This window comes from Trabulsiella odontotermitis (assembly GCF_030053895.1).
Taxonomy (GTDB): Bacteria; Pseudomonadota; Gammaproteobacteria; order Enterobacterales; family Enterobacteriaceae; genus Trabulsiella; species Trabulsiella odontotermitis_C.
In genome coordinates this window covers 401,654-418,405 of record NZ_CP125781.1, presented here as the reverse complement: position 1 = coordinate 418,405, position 16,752 = coordinate 401,654, and the positions used below count along the sequence as shown (strand labels likewise).

Sequence of the window (16,752 nt, the reverse complement as noted above, 5' to 3'; positions counted from 1 at the left end):
ATTCGCTTTAACGCTTTTCCTCCGTCATGATTAAGAAAATGAATGACGGAGGAAGCTATGAAAACCAAAACATTGACGGAAGCCGATGTCACCGCGGAATCTGTCTTTATGATGCAGCGCCGCCAGGTCCTGAAAATGCTCGGGATCAGCGCGACGGCGCTGACATTATCTCCCGCAGCACACGCCGATTTGCTCAGTTGGTTTAAAGGTAATGATCGCCCGCCCGCCCCTTCCGGGAAACCGCTGACGTTTGATAAACCAGCTGAATGGCAGAACACCCTGCCGCTGACGCCGGAAGATAAAGTCACCGGTTACAATAATTTCTATGAATTCGGTCTCGATAAAGCTGATCCAGCGGCCAATGCCGGTTCGCTGAAAAGCGATCCCTGGACATTGACCATCGACGGCGAAGTGGCAAAACCCCTGAAACTCGATCATGACGATCTCTCCCGGCGCTTCCCGCTGGAAGAACGCATCTATCGGATGCGCTGCGTTGAGGCCTGGTCGATGGTCGTGCCGTGGATTGGTTTCCCGCTCCACAAACTACTGGCGCTGGTCGAACCCACCAGCAATGCGAAATACGTGGCGTTCAAAACTATCTATGCGCCCGACGATATGCCGGGCCAGAAGGATCGCTTTATCGGCGGCGGACTGAAATACCCTTACGTTGAAGGGCTGCGTCTGGACGAAGCAATGCACCCGCTGACGCTGCTGACCGTCGGTGTTTATGGCAAAGCGCTACCGCCACAAAACGGTGCGCCGGTGCGTCTTACCGTGCCGTGGAAGTATGGGTTTAAGGGGATCAAGTCGATCGTCAGTATTACTCTGACCCGTGAACAACCGCCCACCACCTGGAATCTGGCGGCGTCAGATGAATATGGCTTCTATGCCAACGTTAATCCGCATGTCGATCATCCCCGCTGGTCGCAGGCTACAGAGCGTTTTATCGGCTCTGGCGGCGTGCTGGATGTCAAACGTCAGCCAACGCTGCTGTTTAACGGTTATGCCGATCAGGTCGCGTCGCTCTACCGCGGTCTTAATCTCAAGGAGAATTTTTAGTGCGATTAACGGCGAAACAGGTGCTGTGGCTGAAAGTTTTCCTTCATCTGGCGGCATTTTTACCCTTTTTGTGGCTGCTATGGGCCGGATCACAAGGTTATTTCAGCGCCGATCCGGCGAAAGATATCCAGCATTTTACCGGTCGGATGGCTCTGAAATTATTGCTGGCAACCTTGCTGATTTCGCCGCTGGCGCGCTACGCTAAACAGCCATTACTGATCCGCACGCGCCGGTTGCTGGGATTATGGTGTTTCGCGTGGGCCACGTTGCACCTCAGTTGCTATGCGCTGCTGGAGCTTGGCATCAATAATCTGGCGCTGTTGGGGCAGGAAGTCGTCAGTCGACCTTATTTAACGCTCGGACTGGCAAGCTGGTTGATTTTGCTGGCGCTGGCGGTAACATCTCCGCAGGCGATGCAGCGGAAACTGGGGCCACGATGGCAAAAACTGCACAACTTCGTCTATCTTGTCGCGATCCTCGCTCCCATTCACTATCTGTGGTCGGTGAAGATCCTGTCGCCCCAGCCGATCATCTACGCAGCGCTGGCTGTCGCGCTTTTAGTGTGGCGTTACAAGAAGTTCCGTCTGTGGTTCCGCTAATTTTTCAGGCTGTGCTGTTACCCGCAAATTTCTTATCAACCGCCCATCTTTTCACGATAGCGGTTGATAATCTTCCCTGATAAGACCAGTATTTAGCTGCCAAATGCTACGAAATCGTTATAATGTGCGACCTTGGTTTTCCTGACAGGGATTTTACGCCCCTGAAAGGGTGACAAGAGCACATCGAAGGTATATTTTGTTTTTTACCGGAAAATGGCAGGAGATAGCCGCACGATGACTGAAAAGTTTCACATTTTGCTTTTGAACGGGCCGAACCTTAACATGCTCGGCACCCGGGAGCCGGAGAAGTACGGAACCCTGAGTCTGACGGAAATTATTAACCGTCTGGCGGCGGAAGCGGCCTCTCTGAATGTGGCGTTTGATCATCTGCAGTCCAACGCGGAGCATGTACTCATCGACCGAATTCATCAGGCTAAAGACAACGTTGACTATATCCTGATTAATCCGGCCGCGTTTACACATACCAGCGTGGCCCTTCGTGATGCGCTTCTGGCTGTCAGTATCCCGTTTATCGAGATTCACCTGAGCAATGTGCACGCACGTGAACCATTCCGCCATCATTCGTATCTGTCGGATATCGCCGCTGGCGTTATCTGTGGACTCGGTGCGGACGGTTATTCATACGCTTTACAGACGGCGGTAAAACGCCTGTCACCATCACACTAAACAAAGAGTACGGAACCCACTCATGGATATTCGTAAGATTAAAAAACTGATCGAGCTGGTTGAAGAATCAGGCATCGCTGAACTGGAAATTTCTGAAGGCGAAGAATCTGTTCGCATTAGCCGCGCACCGGCTGCGTCAGCCTTCCCGATGATGCAACAGGCTTATGCCGCGCCTGTTATGCAACAGCCAGCCCCGGCTGCCGTTGCCGCGCCAGCCGCCGCTGCAGAAGCACCGGCGAAAGCTGAAATCAGTGGTCACATCGTACGTTCCCCGATGGTTGGTACTTTCTACCGTACGCCGAGCCCGGACGCGAAAGCGTTTGTGGAAATTGGCCAGAAAGTTAACGTGGGCGATACCCTGTGCATCGTAGAAGCGATGAAAATGATGAACCAGATCGAAGCCGACAAATCAGGGACCGTGAAAGCGATCCTGGTGGAAAGTGGGCAACCGGTAGAATTTGACGAGCCGCTGGTCGTCATCGAGTAACGAGGCGAACATGCTGGATAAAATTGTCATCGCCAACCGTGGCGAGATTGCACTGCGTATTCTTCGTGCCTGTAAAGAACTGGGCATCAAGACCGTCGCAGTACACTCGACAGCGGATCGCGATTTAAAACATGTGCTGCTGGCTGACGAAACCGTGTGTATCGGTCCGGCGCCATCAGTCAAAAGCTATCTGAACATTCCGGCGATCATCAGCGCAGCTGAAATCACCGGCGCAGTGGCGATTCACCCGGGTTACGGCTTCCTGTCTGAAAACGCCAACTTCGCAGAACAGGTTGAACGTTCTGGCTTTATCTTCATCGGCCCGAAAGCTGACACCATCCGCCTGATGGGCGACAAAGTGTCGGCGATTACTGCCATGAAGAAAGCAGGCGTGCCAACTGTACCTGGCTCTGACGGCCCGCTGGGCGACGATATGGACGTTAACCGCGCGCATGCGAAACGCATCGGCTATCCGGTTATCATCAAAGCGTCCGGTGGCGGCGGTGGTCGCGGTATGCGCGTCGTGCGCAGCGATGCTGAACTGGCGCAATCTATCTCCATGACCAAAGCGGAAGCGAAAGCGGCTTTCAGCAACGACATGGTCTATATGGAGAAATACCTGGAAAACCCACGCCACATCGAAATTCAGGTGCTGGCTGACGGTCAGGGTAACGCTATCTATCTGGCGGAACGTGACTGCTCCATGCAGCGTCGTCACCAGAAAGTGGTTGAAGAAGCACCGGCACCGGGCATTACCCCGGAACTGCGTCGTTACATCGGCGAACGCTGCTCTAAGGCGTGTGTTGATATCGGCTATCGCGGTGCAGGTACGTTCGAATTCCTGTTCGAAAACGGCGAGTTCTATTTCATCGAAATGAACACCCGTATTCAGGTTGAGCACCCGGTCACTGAAATGATCACCGGTGTTGACCTGATCAAAGAGCAGCTGCGTATTGCCGCGGGTCAGCCGCTGTCAATCAAACAGGATGAAGTTCAGGTGCGCGGTCATGCGGTGGAATGCCGTATCAACGCCGAAGATCCGAACACCTTCCTGCCGAGCCCGGGAAAAATCACGCGTTTCCACGCGCCGGGCGGCTTTGGTGTCCGTTGGGAGTCTCATATCTACGCGGGCTACACTGTTCCGCCGTACTATGACTCAATGATCGGTAAGCTTATCTGCTACGGCGAAAGCCGTGACGTGGCGATTGCCCGTATGAGAAACGCCCTGCAGGAACTTATCATTGACGGCATCAAAACCAACATTGATCTGCAGACGCGCATTATGAGCGACGAGAACTTCCAGCATGGTGGCACCAACATCCACTATCTGGAGAAAAAACTCGGTATGCAAGAGAAGTAATAAAGCGAAAAGGGAAGCGCATGCGCTTCCCTTTTTTTATCAGGCTCTTTCCCGAATAGTGGCCTTGTGATGTTCGATAAAGGCCCGGATGTCCGCCAGCATGGATGTGCCCTCCATCGGCCCACGCCGCGTCACCGCAATCGCACCACTGGCATTGGCGTACTGTAACGCCTGACGGGTGCTGTACCCCAACTGGCGACAGGCCACATAAGCACCGCCAAAACAATCCCCCGCACCGGTCGGGTCTATCTCCTGCACCGGGTAGCCACCAATGTGGAACTGCTCGGTGGCGGACCAGAAACTCGCCCCTTTGCTGCCACACTTTACAATCACCTCTTTCACACCATCCTCAAGGAACCCGGCGATAGCGCGCTCAGACGTCGCATGCGAGGAAAGCAATAATACTTCGCCTTCGCTGGGCATATAGATATCTGTCAGTTCAAGGACAAAATGCAGGGCATCGCGCATTTCCGGGATATCGAGCATCTCTTTACGAATATTCGGATCGAACGAGATCACACCGCCGTTCTGTTTCACCAGCGTCACCGCTTTTTTCACCGCATCGACCATATGGAACGAGAACAGCGATGATCCCATAATATGAAAATGGGTACAGTCTTTCAGCAGCCTTTCGTCCACATGACGGGCTGATAATTTCCCACAGGCCGCGTTTTTAATATTAAAGATAAAGTCGCGGTCGCCAGATTCATGGTAAGTCACAAAGGCGCTACCGGTGGTTTCCAGCGGCAGTACGGAAATACCGCGAATATCGACGCCATCCGCCGCCAGGCGATTGACATTGATATCGCCAAAGCCATCCTTACCGACGCAACTGATAATCCCGCAGGGCACACCGAAGCGTGTCACCTGATCGATAAAAATCGCCGGGGCGCCGCTGGGATAAGGGCCATGCCAGACGCCAGGCCGGTCAAACGACTGACCCGTCTGGCTTGCCATAATTTCGACCAGAATTTCTCCAATAGTGAATACTTTGCTCATACAATTAATTCCTTGAGATATTTAGCCGCGTTTTCTTTTATTTCTGACATCGACATATACCGCCACCAGAATAACCATCCCTTTGACCACCATCTGATAAAAGTAGGGAACGTTCATCAGGTTCATCCCGTTGTTAATCACGCCGATAGTTAATGCGCCAATCATGGTGCCGACAACCGTGCCATAACCGCCATTCAGGCTGGTGCCGCCAAGCACCGCCGCGGCAATCGCATCCAGTTCATAACTCAGCGCCGCATTTGGCTGCCCGGAATAGAGGCGTGAGGCCAGGATCATGCCGCTCACGCCCGCCAGTACGGCGGTGATCATAAAAACTTTAATTTTCAGGCGAATAACGTTAATACCGGAATAGACTGCTGCTTCTTTATTGCCACCGGTAATGTAAATCTTGCGCCCAAAGGTCGTTTTCGTGAGGACGAAATGGTTGATCAGCAGCAGCGCTAATAAGATCCAGATCGGCAGCGGAATATATAAAAATTCTCCATTGCCTAGTGCCAGAAAAGCGTCATTGCGGATCATGACCGGCATCCCGTCCGTCATGATATAAGCGATGCCACGGAATATCCCCATCGTGGCCACGGTGACAATAAACGACGGAATGCCCGCGACCGCAGTCAGGCCGCCATTAATCATCCCGAGGATCAGCGCCGCAATAATGGACAGCGGCACCAGCAAAATAAAGGGGATCCCCCAGGAAGCGCCAAGCGCGGCAAAAGTGCCGATAAGGGCGATGGTTGAACCGACCGACAAATCAATATCACCGAGCAACAGCACGTAAGTCATGCCGTACGCCGTAATCGCGATAATCGAAACCTGCAAAATAATGTTGGTGATGTTATTGGTGGTGAAAAAACTGTCATTCATAAAGCTGAAGAGAATAATCAGGACGATCATTCCGCTCAGGATCCCGCCGTATTGCCTGACGATTTTTTTCAATCCGTTGCCCGATGATGAACTCCGTTCTTTGGGCGCAGAGACAATTTTCTCAGTCATTTACTGTACTCCTGTTGCAGCGGTCATCACCTGCGTCTGTGTCAGGTTTTCACACGAATAAATATCAGCGATGGTTTTATTACGCATAACCACTAAGCGATCACTCAGTGCCATGACCTCCGGTAATTCAGATGAGACCAGAATAATGGCAGTGCCTGCCGCCGCCAGCTGACGAATCACGTTATAAATTTCAAACTTCGCCCCCACGTCCACACCGCGGGTGGGTTCATCCAGCAATAAAATGCGCGGCGTCTTTTCCAGCCATTTCGACAGCACGATTTTCTGCTGATTACCCCCGCTTAATGCACTCACCGGCTGGTGAATCGAACTGATTTTGGTATTCATCTGTTCGACGGATTTGCGCGTGCGTTGCTCCTCCAGCCGGGGATTAATCAGCCCAAAACGTGACGCGTTATACTGAAACGCCACGTGGTGAGTATTCATATTCACATCGTGCATCAGCACCAGGCCTTCTTCTTTGCGGTTTTCCGTCACAAAGGCAAAGCCGAGCTCGATGGCCTGTTTTGCGGAACGGATCGCTACCACATTACCGTCGATCAATACCTCTCCCTCGCACGGGATGATGCCAAATATGGCTCTCATCACATCGGTGCGCCCTGCGCCCACCAGACCGAAAAAGCCCAGCACCTCACCGGGACGCACAGCAAAGTCGATCTGATGAAATAAGGGCGGATGCGAAAGGTTTCTGACCTCCAGCCGTGGCGTGACGCTGGCATCCGGTTTTTCTCCGATGCGCGGCGGCCAGATGTTTTTCATCTCCCTGCCGACCATTTGCGCGATCAACTGCTGGATGTGCGTCTCCTGGCGGTCGTGCGTGGCAATATATTCACCATCACGGATCACCGAAATATCGTCAGAGATCCGCATGATTTCATCCATACGGTGGGAGATATAAATCACCGCACTGCCGCGCTGCGTCAGTTTCGCAATAATCGTAAACAGAATTTCCGCTTCGTTATCGCTGAGCGACGAGGTTGGCTCATCCATAATCACAATATCAGCGGGATAGCTTAGCGCTTTAGCAATCTCCACCAGTTGGCGCTGGGCGAGCGACATATTGCCGACTAACTCATGCGCATCCAGTGGAATGCCCAGTTCAGCTAATAACGTCTCGCAGTCGGCGACCATTTTTTTATCGTCTATAATGCCAAAACGAACTGGCTCATTATTGGCATAAATATTTTCGGCCACCGTCACGTTATTACTCAGGCTGAGCTCCTGAAAAATAATGGCGATGCCAAGTTTGCGTGAATGCTGCGGGTTATTAATCGTAACCACATTACCCTGCAGTGTTATGGTTCCCTGGGTTGGCGGATAAACACCGGCGAGAATTTTCATCAGCGTGGATTTTCCCGCGCCGTTTTCGCCTAATAACGTATGCACTCTGCCTTTTCGAACCGTCAGCGAAATATCTTTCAGCGCCTGGACGGGGCCAAAGCTTTTAGCAACATGAGAAATTTCAAGAATAATATCGGTCATCACCACCTCAATTTCTTAGCAAAGCATCATCGGCTCTACCTCTCACTATTGCGTTAAAGCAAAGGATGTGGTCTGGTATTTTTTGTTCTCATTTCAGGTTGCGAAGCAAATACAACGCTTCGCAACCTGAAGACCTGACATTACTGTTTCGCGGTATAAACCCCCGGCTGGATCGGAATGATTTTATCTACCGGTTTACCGTTCAGATGGTCGACGGCAGCATCGATGGCTTTCGCGCCCATTTGATCCGGATACTGACGAATAACCGCCGCGAAGGTTTTATCGGTATCCACGGCGTCGCGCGCTTCTTTCATGCCATCGAAACCGATGATTTTGATGTTGTCGTTATGGGCGGATTTCGCCGCAATGACTGCCGCCAGCGCGGCATCGTCACCGAAGCCAAACAGGCCGTTAAGGTTCGGGTTCGCCTGCATCATATTTTGCGCGGTGGTCAGCGCTTCAGCACGGGTGATCCCCGGTTGTTCAGCGACGATTTTCACGTCCGGCGTATCCGCCAGTCCTTTCTTAAAGCCATCAATACGAGCCACTACGGACTGCACCGCGGGATAGCTAATAATGGCGACGGTGCCTTTACCGTTCAGCAGTTTGCCCATTAATTTACCAGCCTGCACACCACCCGCGTAGTTGTCGGTCGCAACATGCGATACCACTGGCACGCCTTCCGCTGCCACGTCAACGGTAATAACCGGGATACCGGCTTTGTTGGCTTTAATAATGGCCGCCTGAACCCCTTTGGAATCGACCGGGGAAAGAATAATGGCATCGACTTTTTTAGTAATAAAATCTTCAACGTCGGAAAGCTGCTTATTTAAATCCTGGTTAGCAATTGAAATGCTCAGATTAACGTCATCTTTTTTTGCTTCGTCTTTCATCGCATTAGCGAGATCGATATAAAACGGATGCTGCTGCGTCAACAAAGAGGCGCCAATATTATACTCTTTCGCAAAGGAGCTTTGTGAGAACAGTGCCAGACCCACCAGCATGGCCAAACCGGGTAACTTAAATCTGCTCATAAACAATCCTCGTTCTTTTTTGTAGGGTTAATAGCTATCAGAGTTTGTCTTCACTACCACACACGCCAATAATGCGTGTGACCACTTGCTTCATTGCCGCTTTTGCCGGTTGCATATAGTGCCGCGGATCGTTAGCGGTCGGGTTTTCATGGAAATATCCCTTCAGCGCATCAGCAAACGCGATTTTTAATTCCGTTGCGACGTTCACTTTGCAAATCCCCAGTTGAATGCATTTGCGGATATCCGCTTCCGTTAAGCCAGACGCGCCATGCAATACCAGGGGGACCTCCACCCGGTTGCGGATTTGTTCCAGACGAGTGAAATCCAGACGTGGTTCGTGCGTATAGAGCCCATGCGCCGTGCCTATCGCCACCGCCAGCGAATCAATCTCCGTGCGCCGGACAAATTCGGCCGCCGCATCAGGTGAGGTATATGCGGAGTCTTTGTCATCAACGATCAGATCGTCTTCCTGACCGCCGAGTCGTCCGAGTTCCGCCTCGATGCTGACGTCATACGTGTGGCAGAACGTGGTCACCTCTTTCACCCGGGCAATGTTTTCTTCAAAAGGCAGATGTGAGCCATCAATCATTACCGAGCGGATCCCGGCGCGGACTTTATTGAAAATGTCCGGGGCTTCCTCATGATGGTCGAGATGCAGCACCAGCGGGATGTTGTGCTCATGCGCCAGCGCTTTTACCAGCGCGATCAGGCTGCCAACCCCGCCATAACGATACGTGCCCGGCGTACCCGCGAGCATCACTGGCGAACGAAGGCTCGCCGCCGTTTCGACCACCACTTGTAAGGTTTCAAGGTTATGAATATTAAATGCCGGAACCGCAAACCCCTGGTGTTGGGCTTTCTTCAGCATGTTTTTGCTCGAAATGATGTACATCTCAGCTCCTGGTTATGCGCTCGTCTCTTACAAAACGAAGAAATCAACGTTTAACTTTCATTTTGAAAGAAACGTAGCACACAAAATAAGCAGAAAAGCGTGACCAGGTTCAAGCCGTCAAAAAATAACTTACGAAATTTAACTTAACTGACAGGTATTTTTACTAAATGAAAGTTTCAAAGAAAAAGCCATAACGCTATAGTGTCTGACATCGCAGGCAAATAATGAGTGTCGTCGTGCCCAGGAAATCATCTAATCTGCTGAAACGCAGACTAAAAATCGCTGAAATCGTCAGCGTTCAGGGAGAAATCAAAGTCGACGAGCTCTCAGCGCAGCTGGGTGTCTCTGGTGTAACAATCCGCGGCGATCTGAGCTATCTGGAGCAACAGGGTTACCTGAAGCGCTCATTTGGCGGCGCTATCGCCACGCCTGTTCTGCAAACCGACTATGAACCCGTGCCGCTGGTGGCCATGCCTCCGCTGGCGCAACAGATGGAAATCGCCCGTCACGGTATGCGGCTGATTCGCGACCGGGATACCTTGTTCCTCGGTCATGGCGCTCTGTGCCGCCGACTCATTCCTTTACTTAATGGATTGAAAAAAATCCGCCTGATCACCAACGATCCGGAAAGCGCGCTGCTGGCGAATCAGTATATTGAAGGCGATATCATTCTGGCCGGCAGCGAAATGCTGCGACCTGACGGGATCCTGGCAGGAAAATCACTCGAACAGGCGCTTCAGCATCACACCATTACGCACAGTATTATGGAAGTGAACAGCATCGACGCTGACGGTACGCTGGGGATCGATTTCCCCGAACTGGCGATGGCCTGGCAGCTCTGTTTTGATAACGCACGCAGTAAAACGATCCTGATGGCAGCGACATCCGGCGCGGCAACCGCCACCATCGGCCATCTCAATCAGACCGAAAATGTGATCGTCTGCCACAGTATTAACGAGCAATATCAGCAACAATTATATGATGCTGATTTTGTCACCCTGTATACCAACAATGAATGTTTCACCTGGTCGAATCGCGAAAGACTCCAGGAATGAGAGGGCATCAGTGGGACTTACCCTTTGTACAATAGGCGAATTACTGGTTGAATTTTTATCCCGCAATCCACATCAGAAATTCACCCATCCCGGCGAATTTGTTGGCCCATTCCCCAGCGGAGCCCCCGCGATTTTCGCCGCTCAGGTCGCCAGATTAGGCCATCGCGCAATGATTTTCGGCTGCGTCGGCAATGATGACTTTGGCCGTCTCAATATTGAGCGACTGCGCCATGAAGGCGTGATCGTTGATGGTATCCGCGTGATGAATAATGCCGTCACTGGCACCGCGTTCGTCAGCTACCAGAGCCCGCAGGAGCGCGATTTTATCTTTAATATCCCTGACAGCGCCTGTGGCCTGTTTACGGAAAAAGATATCGACCAGCAACTGCTGCAACAATGCCAGCATATCCACATCATGGGGTCATCGCTGTTTTCATTTCGCATGATCGACGCCACGCGCAAAGCGATGATGGCGATCAAAGCCGCGGGCGGCACGGTCTCTTTTGATCCCAATATCCGTAAAGAAATGCTGAACATTCCCGAAATGGAACAGGCATTTGATTATCTGATTGAGTACACCGACATCTTTCTGCCGAGTGAAAGCGAGCTCCCCTTCTTTGCCCGGCATAAAAACCTCAGTGAAGAGCAGATCATCAGTGATCTGCTACAGGCTGGCGTGAAACATGTGGTGGTCAAACGCGCTCAGCGCGGTGCCAGTTATTATCATCTGCAGGATGGCGAACTGCAGACGTTGCATCTTCCGGGCTATACGGTAGAAACGGTTGATCCGACCGGTGCGGGCGACTGTTTCGGCGCCACGTTCGTGACGCTGTTCCTCTCAGGCCTTCCGGCAACAGAAGCCCTGCATTACGCCAATGCCAGCGGCGCTATCGCGGTCACGCAACAGGGGCCGATGGAAGGGATTGCTTCGCTTTCTGAGATCGACGATTTCCTGCGTCGCCAGCGCTGACGCGTTTTTTCCTGTCAGAGGATTTTCCCTCAACGGTGAGTTGCCGTAGAATTGCCCGTTTCTGGTTGTAACACCATGAAGAGGACCTCTTCCGTGGACAAACGATTTGTTCAGGCTCACAAGGAAGCACGCTGGGCGCTGTGGCTCACCCTGCTCTATCTTTTCGCCTGGTTGGTGACCGCTTACTTACCTGATTCTGCGCAGGGATTTACCGGTCTGCCGCACTGGTTTGAAATGGCCTGTTTATTGATACCGCTGGTGTTTATTCTGCTCTGCTGGGCAATGGTACGGTTTATCTATCGTGATATACCGCTGGAGGATGACCATGCAGGCTGAAATCATAGTGCCACTCATCGCCTACCTGCTGGTGGTCTTTGGCCTGTCACTCTATGCGATGCGCAAGCGCGCCACCGGCACCTTCCTCAATGAGTACTTCCTCGGCAGTCGTTCAATGGGGGGATTTGTGCTGGCGATGACGCTGACCGCGACCTACATCAGCGCCAGTTCGTTTATTGGTGGTCCAGGTGCGGCCTATAAATACGGTCTTGGCTGGGTGCTGCTGGCGATGATCCAACTTCCCGCTGTGTGGCTGTCGCTGGGCGTGCTGGGGAAAAAATTCGCCATTCTGGCGCGCCGCTACAATGCCGTGACGCTGAACGATATGCTTTTCGCGCGCTACCATAGCCACCTGCTGGTCTGGCTGGCCAGTCTGAGCCTGCTGGTCGCTTTTATCGGCGCGATGACCGTGCAGTTCATTGGCGGCGCACGCCTGCTGGAAACGGCGGCGGGCATCCCTTATGAAACCGGCCTGTTGATTTTCGGCATCAGCATTGCGTTGTACACGGCGTACGGTGGTTTTCGCGCCAGTGTGCTCAATGATGCGATGCAGGGGCTGGTGATGCTGATCGGCACCATCGTGCTGCTGATCGGGGTTGTTCATGCCGCTGGAGGGTTGTCTGGCGCGGTAGAAACGCTGGAGCATATCGATCCTAAGCTGGTGACGCCGCAGGGAGCCGACAATATTCTTTCGCCGACCTTTATGACCTCATTCTGGGTGCTGGTCTGTTTCGGCGTGATTGGTCTGCCGCACACCGCCGTGCGGTGCATCTCCTATAAAGACAGTAAAGCCGTGCATCGGGGCATTATCCTGGGCACCATTGTTGTCGCCGTACTGATGCTGGGAATGCATCTGGCGGGCGCGCTGGGCCGGGCGGTACTTCCGGATCTGACGATTCCCGATCAGGTGATCCCGACCCTGATGGTGAAAGTCCTGCCGCCGTTTGCCGCAGGGATTTTCCTGGCGGCACCGATGGCGGCGATCATGTCGACGATCAACGCCCAGTTGCTGCAAAGTTCCGCTACGATCATTAAAGATCTCTACCTGAATCTGCGTCCGGAGCAGATCCATAACGAAACGCGACTGAAGCGGATGTCTTCCGGGATAACGCTAATTCTGGGCGTTTTACTGTTGCTCGCCGCATGGCGTCCGCCAGAAATGATCATCTGGCTCAACCTGCTGGCGTTCGGCGGGCTGGAAGCGGTGTTTCTGTGGCCGCTGGTGCTGGGTCTGTACTGGGAACGCGCAAACGCCGCGGGTGCGCTCAGCGCGATGATCGTCGGCGGCGTGCTGTACGCTGTGCTGGCGACTTTCAACATCCAGTACCTGGGTTTCCACCCGATTGTGCCCTCATTACTACTGAGTTTGCTGGCTTTCATCATCGGTAACCGTTTCGGTCAGCCGCTGGCGGAAGCCCCTGTTTTGACTACTGATAAATAAAGAGTTTTGCCATGCCATGGATCCAAATGAAACTGAACACCACAGGCGCGAATGCTGAGGAGCTGAGCGATGCGCTGATGGAAGCGGGTGCGGTGTCGATTACTTTTCAGGATACCCACGACACGCCAGTGTTCGAGCCGTTGCCGGGTGAAACGCGCCTGTGGGGCGACACCGACGTCATCGGCCTTTTTGATGCCGAAAGCGATATGAAAGCAGTGGTGGCGATCCTCGAACATCATCCGTTGTTGGGCGCGGGTTTTGCGCACAAAATCGAACAACTGGAAGATAAAGACTGGGAGCGCGAATGGATGGATAACTTCCACCCGATGCGCTTCGGCGAACGACTGTGGATTTGCCCGAGCTGGCGCGAAATTCCCGATGCAAATGCGGTCAACGTGATGCTCGACCCGGGTCTGGCCTTCGGCACCGGTACGCATCCAACGACCTCGCTGTGTCTGCAATGGCTTGACGGCCTCGATCTAAACGGCAAAACGGTGATCGACTTCGGTTGCGGCTCCGGGATCCTCGCCATCGCCGCGCTGAAACTGGGTGCCGCCAAAGCGATCGGCATTGATATCGATCCACAGGCGATTCAGGCCAGCCGCGACAACGCGGAGCGTAACGGCGTTTCTGAGCGTCTGGAGCTCTATTTGCCGAAAGACCAGCCAGAGGCCATGAAAGCCGATGTGGTGGTCGCAAACATCCTGGCAGGCCCGTTACGTGAACTGGCGCCGTTAATCAGCGTGCTGCCCGTTGAGGGCGGTTTACTGGGGCTTTCAGGTATCCTCGCCAGCCAGGCGGACAGCGTATGCGACGCCTACGCCGATCTCTTTACCCTCGATCCGGTGGTTGAGAAAGAAGAGTGGTGTCGGATCACCGGGCTCAAAAAGTAAACAGCACAACGCGGTCTCCGGGCCGCGTTTTGTTTACAACCCGTGCCGAATGAATGACAGAAATGAGAGCCTGATCTCATTACGATGCGCTTTTTTGTTCACATAAACAGCGTTAAATCTTGCGATCGCAGCGATTCAGCCAAGAAAAAGTGAGAAGTTTTACGATTTTCTAAAAGAACAGAATTTCGCCACCTCGCATTAAATCGATGATAATTATAATTATTTATTTTTGTTGTATTTGCTTGACGGCGATTCATTGATCTATGACAGTGGATTGCTCAAAGTTTGGCCTTTCATCTCGCGCGAAAAATGCGTAATATACGCCGCCTTGCAGTCACAGTATGGTCATTTCTTAACTCATGCGCATCGGACACCACCAGCTCAGAAATCGCCTGATCGCAGCACCAATGGCTGGCATTACTGACAGACCATTCCGGACGCTGTGCTACGAGATGGGAGCAGGATTAACCGTTTCCGAGATGATGTCCTCCAACCCGCAGGTCTGGGAGAGCGACAAGTCCCGTTTGCGGATGGTGCACATTGATGAACCAGGCATTCGTACCGTGCAAATCGCCGGTAGCGTACCTGAAGAGATGGCAGAGGCCGCGCGTATTAACGTCGAGAGCGGTGCCCAAATTATTGATATCAATATGGGCTGTCCGGCTAAGAAAGTGAATCGTAAGCTCGCAGGTTCAGCCCTCTTGCAGTACCCGGAGCAGGTAAAATCGATCCTGACCGCGGTTGTCACTGCAGTGGATGTTCCTGTCACACTCAAGATTCGCACCGGCTGGGCACCAGAACACCGTAACTGTGAAGAGATTGCCCAACTGGCTGAAGACTGTGGCATTCAGGCTCTGACTATTCACGGACGCACCCGCGCCTGCTTGTTTAACGGAGACGCTGAGTACGACAGCATTCGGGCAGTTAAGCAGAAGGTTTCCATTCCGGTAATCGCGAATGGTGACATTACTGACCCGCTTAAAGCCAGAGCTGTGCTCGACTATACGGGGGCGGATGCCCTGATGATAGGACGTGCAGCTCAGGGAAGACCCTGGATCTTTCGGGAAATCCAGCACTATCTGGACACTGGGGAGCTGCTGCCCCCGCTGCCTCTGGCAGAGGTTAAGCGCTTGCTTTGCGCGCACGTTCGGGAACTGCATGACTTTTACGGCCACGCAAAAGGGTACCGAATCGCACGCAAACACGTCTCCTGGTATCTCCAGGAGCACGCTCCAGATGACCAGTTTCGGCGCACATTCAACGCCATTGAGGATGCCAGCGAACAGCTGGAGGCGTTGGAGGCATACTTCGAAAATTTTGCGTAAACAGAAATAAAGAGCTGACAGAACTATGTTCGAACAACGCGTAAATTCTGACGTACTGACCGTTTCTACCGTTAACTCTCAGGATCAGGTAACCCAAAAACCCCTGCGTGATTCGGTTAAGCAGGCACTGAAGAACTATTTTGCTCAACTGAACGGTCAGGATGTTAATGACCTCTATGAGCTGGTACTGGCTGAAGTAGAACAGCCCCTGTTGGACATGGTGATGCAATACACCCGTGGTAACCAGACCCGCGCTGCCCTGATGATGGGTATCAACCGCGGCACGCTGCGTAAAAAACTGAAAAAATACGGCATGAACTGATTAAAACCAGTTAACCTGTTGATTAAAAAGGCGCTCTTCGGCATGGGGAAGCGCCTTTTTTATTAAACTGACTACACTGCTGACTACACATCGACGCGAACAAACACGAACAATACATGTGCGTACGAAGTTTCCGCTCCCCCCATGACAATTACGCCACTGGCACGAGGGTTACTTTGTCAGTACGCTGAGCGATGCAAAAAAATGCGTCACTTCTTCAGGTGCTCAGGAACGAATCCGGCTTTTCTCAAGAAATCTCGTAAATAGAGGACTCTTACGCGTGCTAGTCCCTTCGCTTTTTCAAAGCGCCATACAAACCATAATTTTTCAATGGGCAACTAACGTTGAAGATGACCTTTTCTTTGGTGGGAAGAAAGCCACATAATGATTGGCTCAGTTTCATCTGATAATGAAGCTTGACAGCAAATAGTCCAGTAAAATGTATCAGCTAGCACTTAATCTTACAGTTTTCCCGGGCAGTAAACTATTAAATTTGACGGTCTGTTTTAAGCGAGGAGCGAAAGCTTAACTGCGGCTTAACAGTCTAGTGTTTCCCTTGTCGTAATATCCTCATGTTATGGATGCGATATGTTGACTATTTTACTTCACATGTCATGATTATCATATTAGGCTGATACGCCCCATGTGTTATTGGTATTTTTCGATTTGAATGATAAATCATAAAGTTACATTAACTATGGCTTTTTTTTAGGTTTGGCAAATGCGTACACAATCCGTTGAGACGACACTGTTAGGAGTTTTAGATTGAACAGCCCGATAAG

Annotated in this window: 17 protein-coding genes; 12 read left to right on the top strand and 5 right to left on the bottom strand. The window is 52.2% G+C overall.

What is annotated here, in order from left to right; genetic code table 11:
- The first annotated feature begins 57 nt into the window (after nt 1–57).
- The 5 genes from msrP (at nt 58) to accC (ending at nt 4,192) form a co-directional block, all read left to right on the top strand.
- Nucleotides 58–1,059 carry a protein-methionine-sulfoxide reductase catalytic subunit MsrP gene (gene msrP / locus QMG90_RS02070; RefSeq protein ID WP_283282517.1) on the top strand — a complete coding sequence of 334 codons (1,002 nt, stop codon included), beginning with the start codon at nt 58–60 and terminating at the stop codon, nt 1,057–1,059.
- A complete protein-coding gene (gene msrQ / locus QMG90_RS02065; RefSeq protein WP_283282516.1) occupies nt 1,059–1,658 on the top strand; it encodes a protein-methionine-sulfoxide reductase heme-binding subunit MsrQ in 600 nt (199 codons plus the stop codon). Before msrP ends, msrQ begins: the two co-directional genes overlap by 1 nt.
- Nucleotides 1,659–1,892: 234 nt before the next feature.
- Nucleotides 1,893–2,345, top strand: coding sequence for a type II 3-dehydroquinate dehydratase (aroQ, locus tag QMG90_RS02060; protein ID WP_283282515.1), 453 nt, complete (start codon nt 1,893–1,895; stop codon nt 2,343–2,345).
- Between the two features lie 22 nt (nt 2,346–2,367).
- Nucleotides 2,368–2,832 carry an acetyl-CoA carboxylase biotin carboxyl carrier protein gene (gene accB / locus QMG90_RS02055; RefSeq protein ID WP_054179062.1) on the top strand — a complete coding sequence of 155 codons (465 nt, stop codon included), beginning with the start codon at nt 2,368–2,370 and terminating at the stop codon, nt 2,830–2,832.
- A gap of 10 nt (nt 2,833–2,842) precedes the next feature.
- On the top strand, nt 2,843–4,192 hold the full coding sequence (accC, locus tag QMG90_RS02050; RefSeq protein WP_038160720.1) for an acetyl-CoA carboxylase biotin carboxylase subunit: 1,350 nt from the start codon (nt 2,843–2,845) through the stop codon (nt 4,190–4,192).
- 39 nt (nt 4,193–4,231) lie between these two features.
- Here accC and QMG90_RS02045 read toward each other — a convergent pair whose 3' ends face one another.
- The 5 genes from QMG90_RS02045 to QMG90_RS02025 form a co-directional block, all read right to left on the bottom strand.
- Nucleotides 4,232–5,191 carry a sugar kinase gene (locus tag QMG90_RS02045; RefSeq protein ID WP_283282514.1) on the bottom strand — a complete coding sequence of 320 codons (960 nt, stop codon included), beginning with the start codon at nt 5,189–5,191 and terminating at the stop codon, nt 4,232–4,234.
- Nucleotides 5,192–5,212: 21 nt separating this feature from the next.
- Nucleotides 5,213–6,202, bottom strand: a complete 990-nt coding sequence (locus tag QMG90_RS02040) for an ABC transporter permease (protein ID WP_283282513.1) — start codon at nt 6,200–6,202, stop codon at nt 5,213–5,215.
- The gene (locus QMG90_RS02035; protein WP_283282512.1) at nt 6,203–7,702 is read right to left on the bottom strand and encodes a sugar ABC transporter ATP-binding protein; all 1,500 of its coding nucleotides are present in this window, start codon (nt 7,700–7,702) and stop codon (nt 6,203–6,205) included.
- A 140-nt stretch (nt 7,703–7,842) separates the two neighbouring features.
- A complete protein-coding gene (locus QMG90_RS02030) occupies nt 7,843–8,736 on the bottom strand; it encodes a substrate-binding domain-containing protein (RefSeq protein WP_283282511.1) in 894 nt (297 codons plus the stop codon).
- Between the two features lie 37 nt (nt 8,737–8,773).
- Complete coding sequence (locus QMG90_RS02025; RefSeq protein WP_283282510.1) at nt 8,774–9,628, bottom strand: tagatose bisphosphate family class II aldolase; 855 nt, start codon at nt 9,626–9,628, stop codon at nt 8,774–8,776.
- Between the two features lie 221 nt (nt 9,629–9,849).
- Here QMG90_RS02025 and QMG90_RS02020 point away from each other — a divergent pair, with 221 nt between their 5' ends.
- The 7 genes from QMG90_RS02020 (at nt 9,850) to fis (ending at nt 15,970) form a co-directional block, all read left to right on the top strand.
- Complete coding sequence (locus QMG90_RS02020) at nt 9,850–10,683, top strand: DeoR/GlpR family DNA-binding transcription regulator (RefSeq protein ID WP_346733142.1); 834 nt, start codon at nt 9,850–9,852, stop codon at nt 10,681–10,683.
- Nucleotides 10,640–11,653, top strand: a complete 1,014-nt coding sequence (locus QMG90_RS02015) for a sugar kinase (RefSeq protein ID WP_419098544.1) — start codon at nt 10,640–10,642, stop codon at nt 11,651–11,653. The genes QMG90_RS02020 and QMG90_RS02015 overlap by 44 nt, the downstream gene beginning before the upstream one ends.
- Nucleotides 11,654–11,746: 93 nt before the next feature.
- Complete coding sequence (locus tag QMG90_RS02010; protein WP_054179070.1) at nt 11,747–11,989, top strand: YhdT family protein; 243 nt, start codon at nt 11,747–11,749, stop codon at nt 11,987–11,989.
- Complete coding sequence (panF, locus tag QMG90_RS02005; RefSeq protein WP_283282507.1) at nt 11,979–13,430, top strand: sodium/pantothenate symporter; 1,452 nt, start codon at nt 11,979–11,981, stop codon at nt 13,428–13,430. The genes QMG90_RS02010 and panF overlap by 11 nt, the downstream gene beginning before the upstream one ends.
- Before the next feature lie 11 nt (nt 13,431–13,441).
- Nucleotides 13,442–14,323: a 50S ribosomal protein L11 methyltransferase gene (gene prmA / locus QMG90_RS02000; protein WP_283282506.1), complete on the top strand. Its 882-nt coding sequence runs from the start codon at nt 13,442–13,444 to the stop codon at nt 14,321–14,323.
- Between the two features lie 359 nt (nt 14,324–14,682).
- On the top strand, nt 14,683–15,648 hold the full coding sequence (dusB, locus tag QMG90_RS01995; RefSeq protein WP_283282505.1) for a tRNA dihydrouridine synthase DusB: 966 nt from the start codon (nt 14,683–14,685) through the stop codon (nt 15,646–15,648).
- A gap of 25 nt (nt 15,649–15,673) precedes the next feature.
- Nucleotides 15,674–15,970, top strand: coding sequence for a DNA-binding transcriptional regulator Fis (gene fis, locus QMG90_RS01990; RefSeq protein WP_000462905.1), 297 nt, complete (start codon nt 15,674–15,676; stop codon nt 15,968–15,970).
- Nucleotides 15,971–16,752 lie beyond the last annotated feature (782 nt).

What these genes read in the sequence shown, in the direction of transcription:
- msrP (WP_283282517.1), top strand. Translation starts at nt 58, where the DNA reads ATGAAAACCAAAACATTGACGGAAGCCGATGTCACCGCGGAATCTGTC.
- aroQ (WP_283282515.1), top strand. Translation starts at nt 1,893, where the DNA reads ATGACTGAAAAGTTTCACATTTTGCTTTTGAACGGGCCGAACCTTAAC.
- accB (WP_054179062.1), top strand. Translation starts at nt 2,368, where the DNA reads ATGGATATTCGTAAGATTAAAAAACTGATCGAGCTGGTTGAAGAATCA.
- accC (WP_038160720.1), top strand. Translation starts at nt 2,843, where the DNA reads ATGCTGGATAAAATTGTCATCGCCAACCGTGGCGAGATTGCACTGCGT.
- QMG90_RS02045 (WP_283282514.1), bottom strand. Translation starts at nt 5,191, where the DNA reads ATGAGCAAAGTATTCACTATTGGAGAAATTCTGGTCGAAATTATGGCA.
- QMG90_RS02040 (WP_283282513.1), bottom strand. Translation starts at nt 6,202, where the DNA reads ATGACTGAGAAAATTGTCTCTGCGCCCAAAGAACGGAGTTCATCATCG.
- QMG90_RS02035 (WP_283282512.1), bottom strand. Translation starts at nt 7,702, where the DNA reads ATGACCGATATTATTCTTGAAATTTCTCATGTTGCTAAAAGCTTTGGC.
- QMG90_RS02030 (WP_283282511.1), bottom strand. Translation starts at nt 8,736, where the DNA reads ATGAGCAGATTTAAGTTACCCGGTTTGGCCATGCTGGTGGGTCTGGCA.
- QMG90_RS02025 (WP_283282510.1), bottom strand. Translation starts at nt 9,628, where the DNA reads ATGTACATCATTTCGAGCAAAAACATGCTGAAGAAAGCCCAACACCAG.
- QMG90_RS02015 (WP_419098544.1), top strand. Translation starts at nt 10,640, where the DNA reads ATGAATGTTTCACCTGGTCGAATCGCGAAAGACTCCAGGAATGAGAGG.
- panF (WP_283282507.1), top strand. Translation starts at nt 11,979, where the DNA reads ATGCAGGCTGAAATCATAGTGCCACTCATCGCCTACCTGCTGGTGGTC.
- prmA (WP_283282506.1), top strand. Translation starts at nt 13,442, where the DNA reads ATGCCATGGATCCAAATGAAACTGAACACCACAGGCGCGAATGCTGAG.
- dusB (WP_283282505.1), top strand. Translation starts at nt 14,683, where the DNA reads ATGCGCATCGGACACCACCAGCTCAGAAATCGCCTGATCGCAGCACCA.
- fis (WP_000462905.1), top strand. Translation starts at nt 15,674, where the DNA reads ATGTTCGAACAACGCGTAAATTCTGACGTACTGACCGTTTCTACCGTT.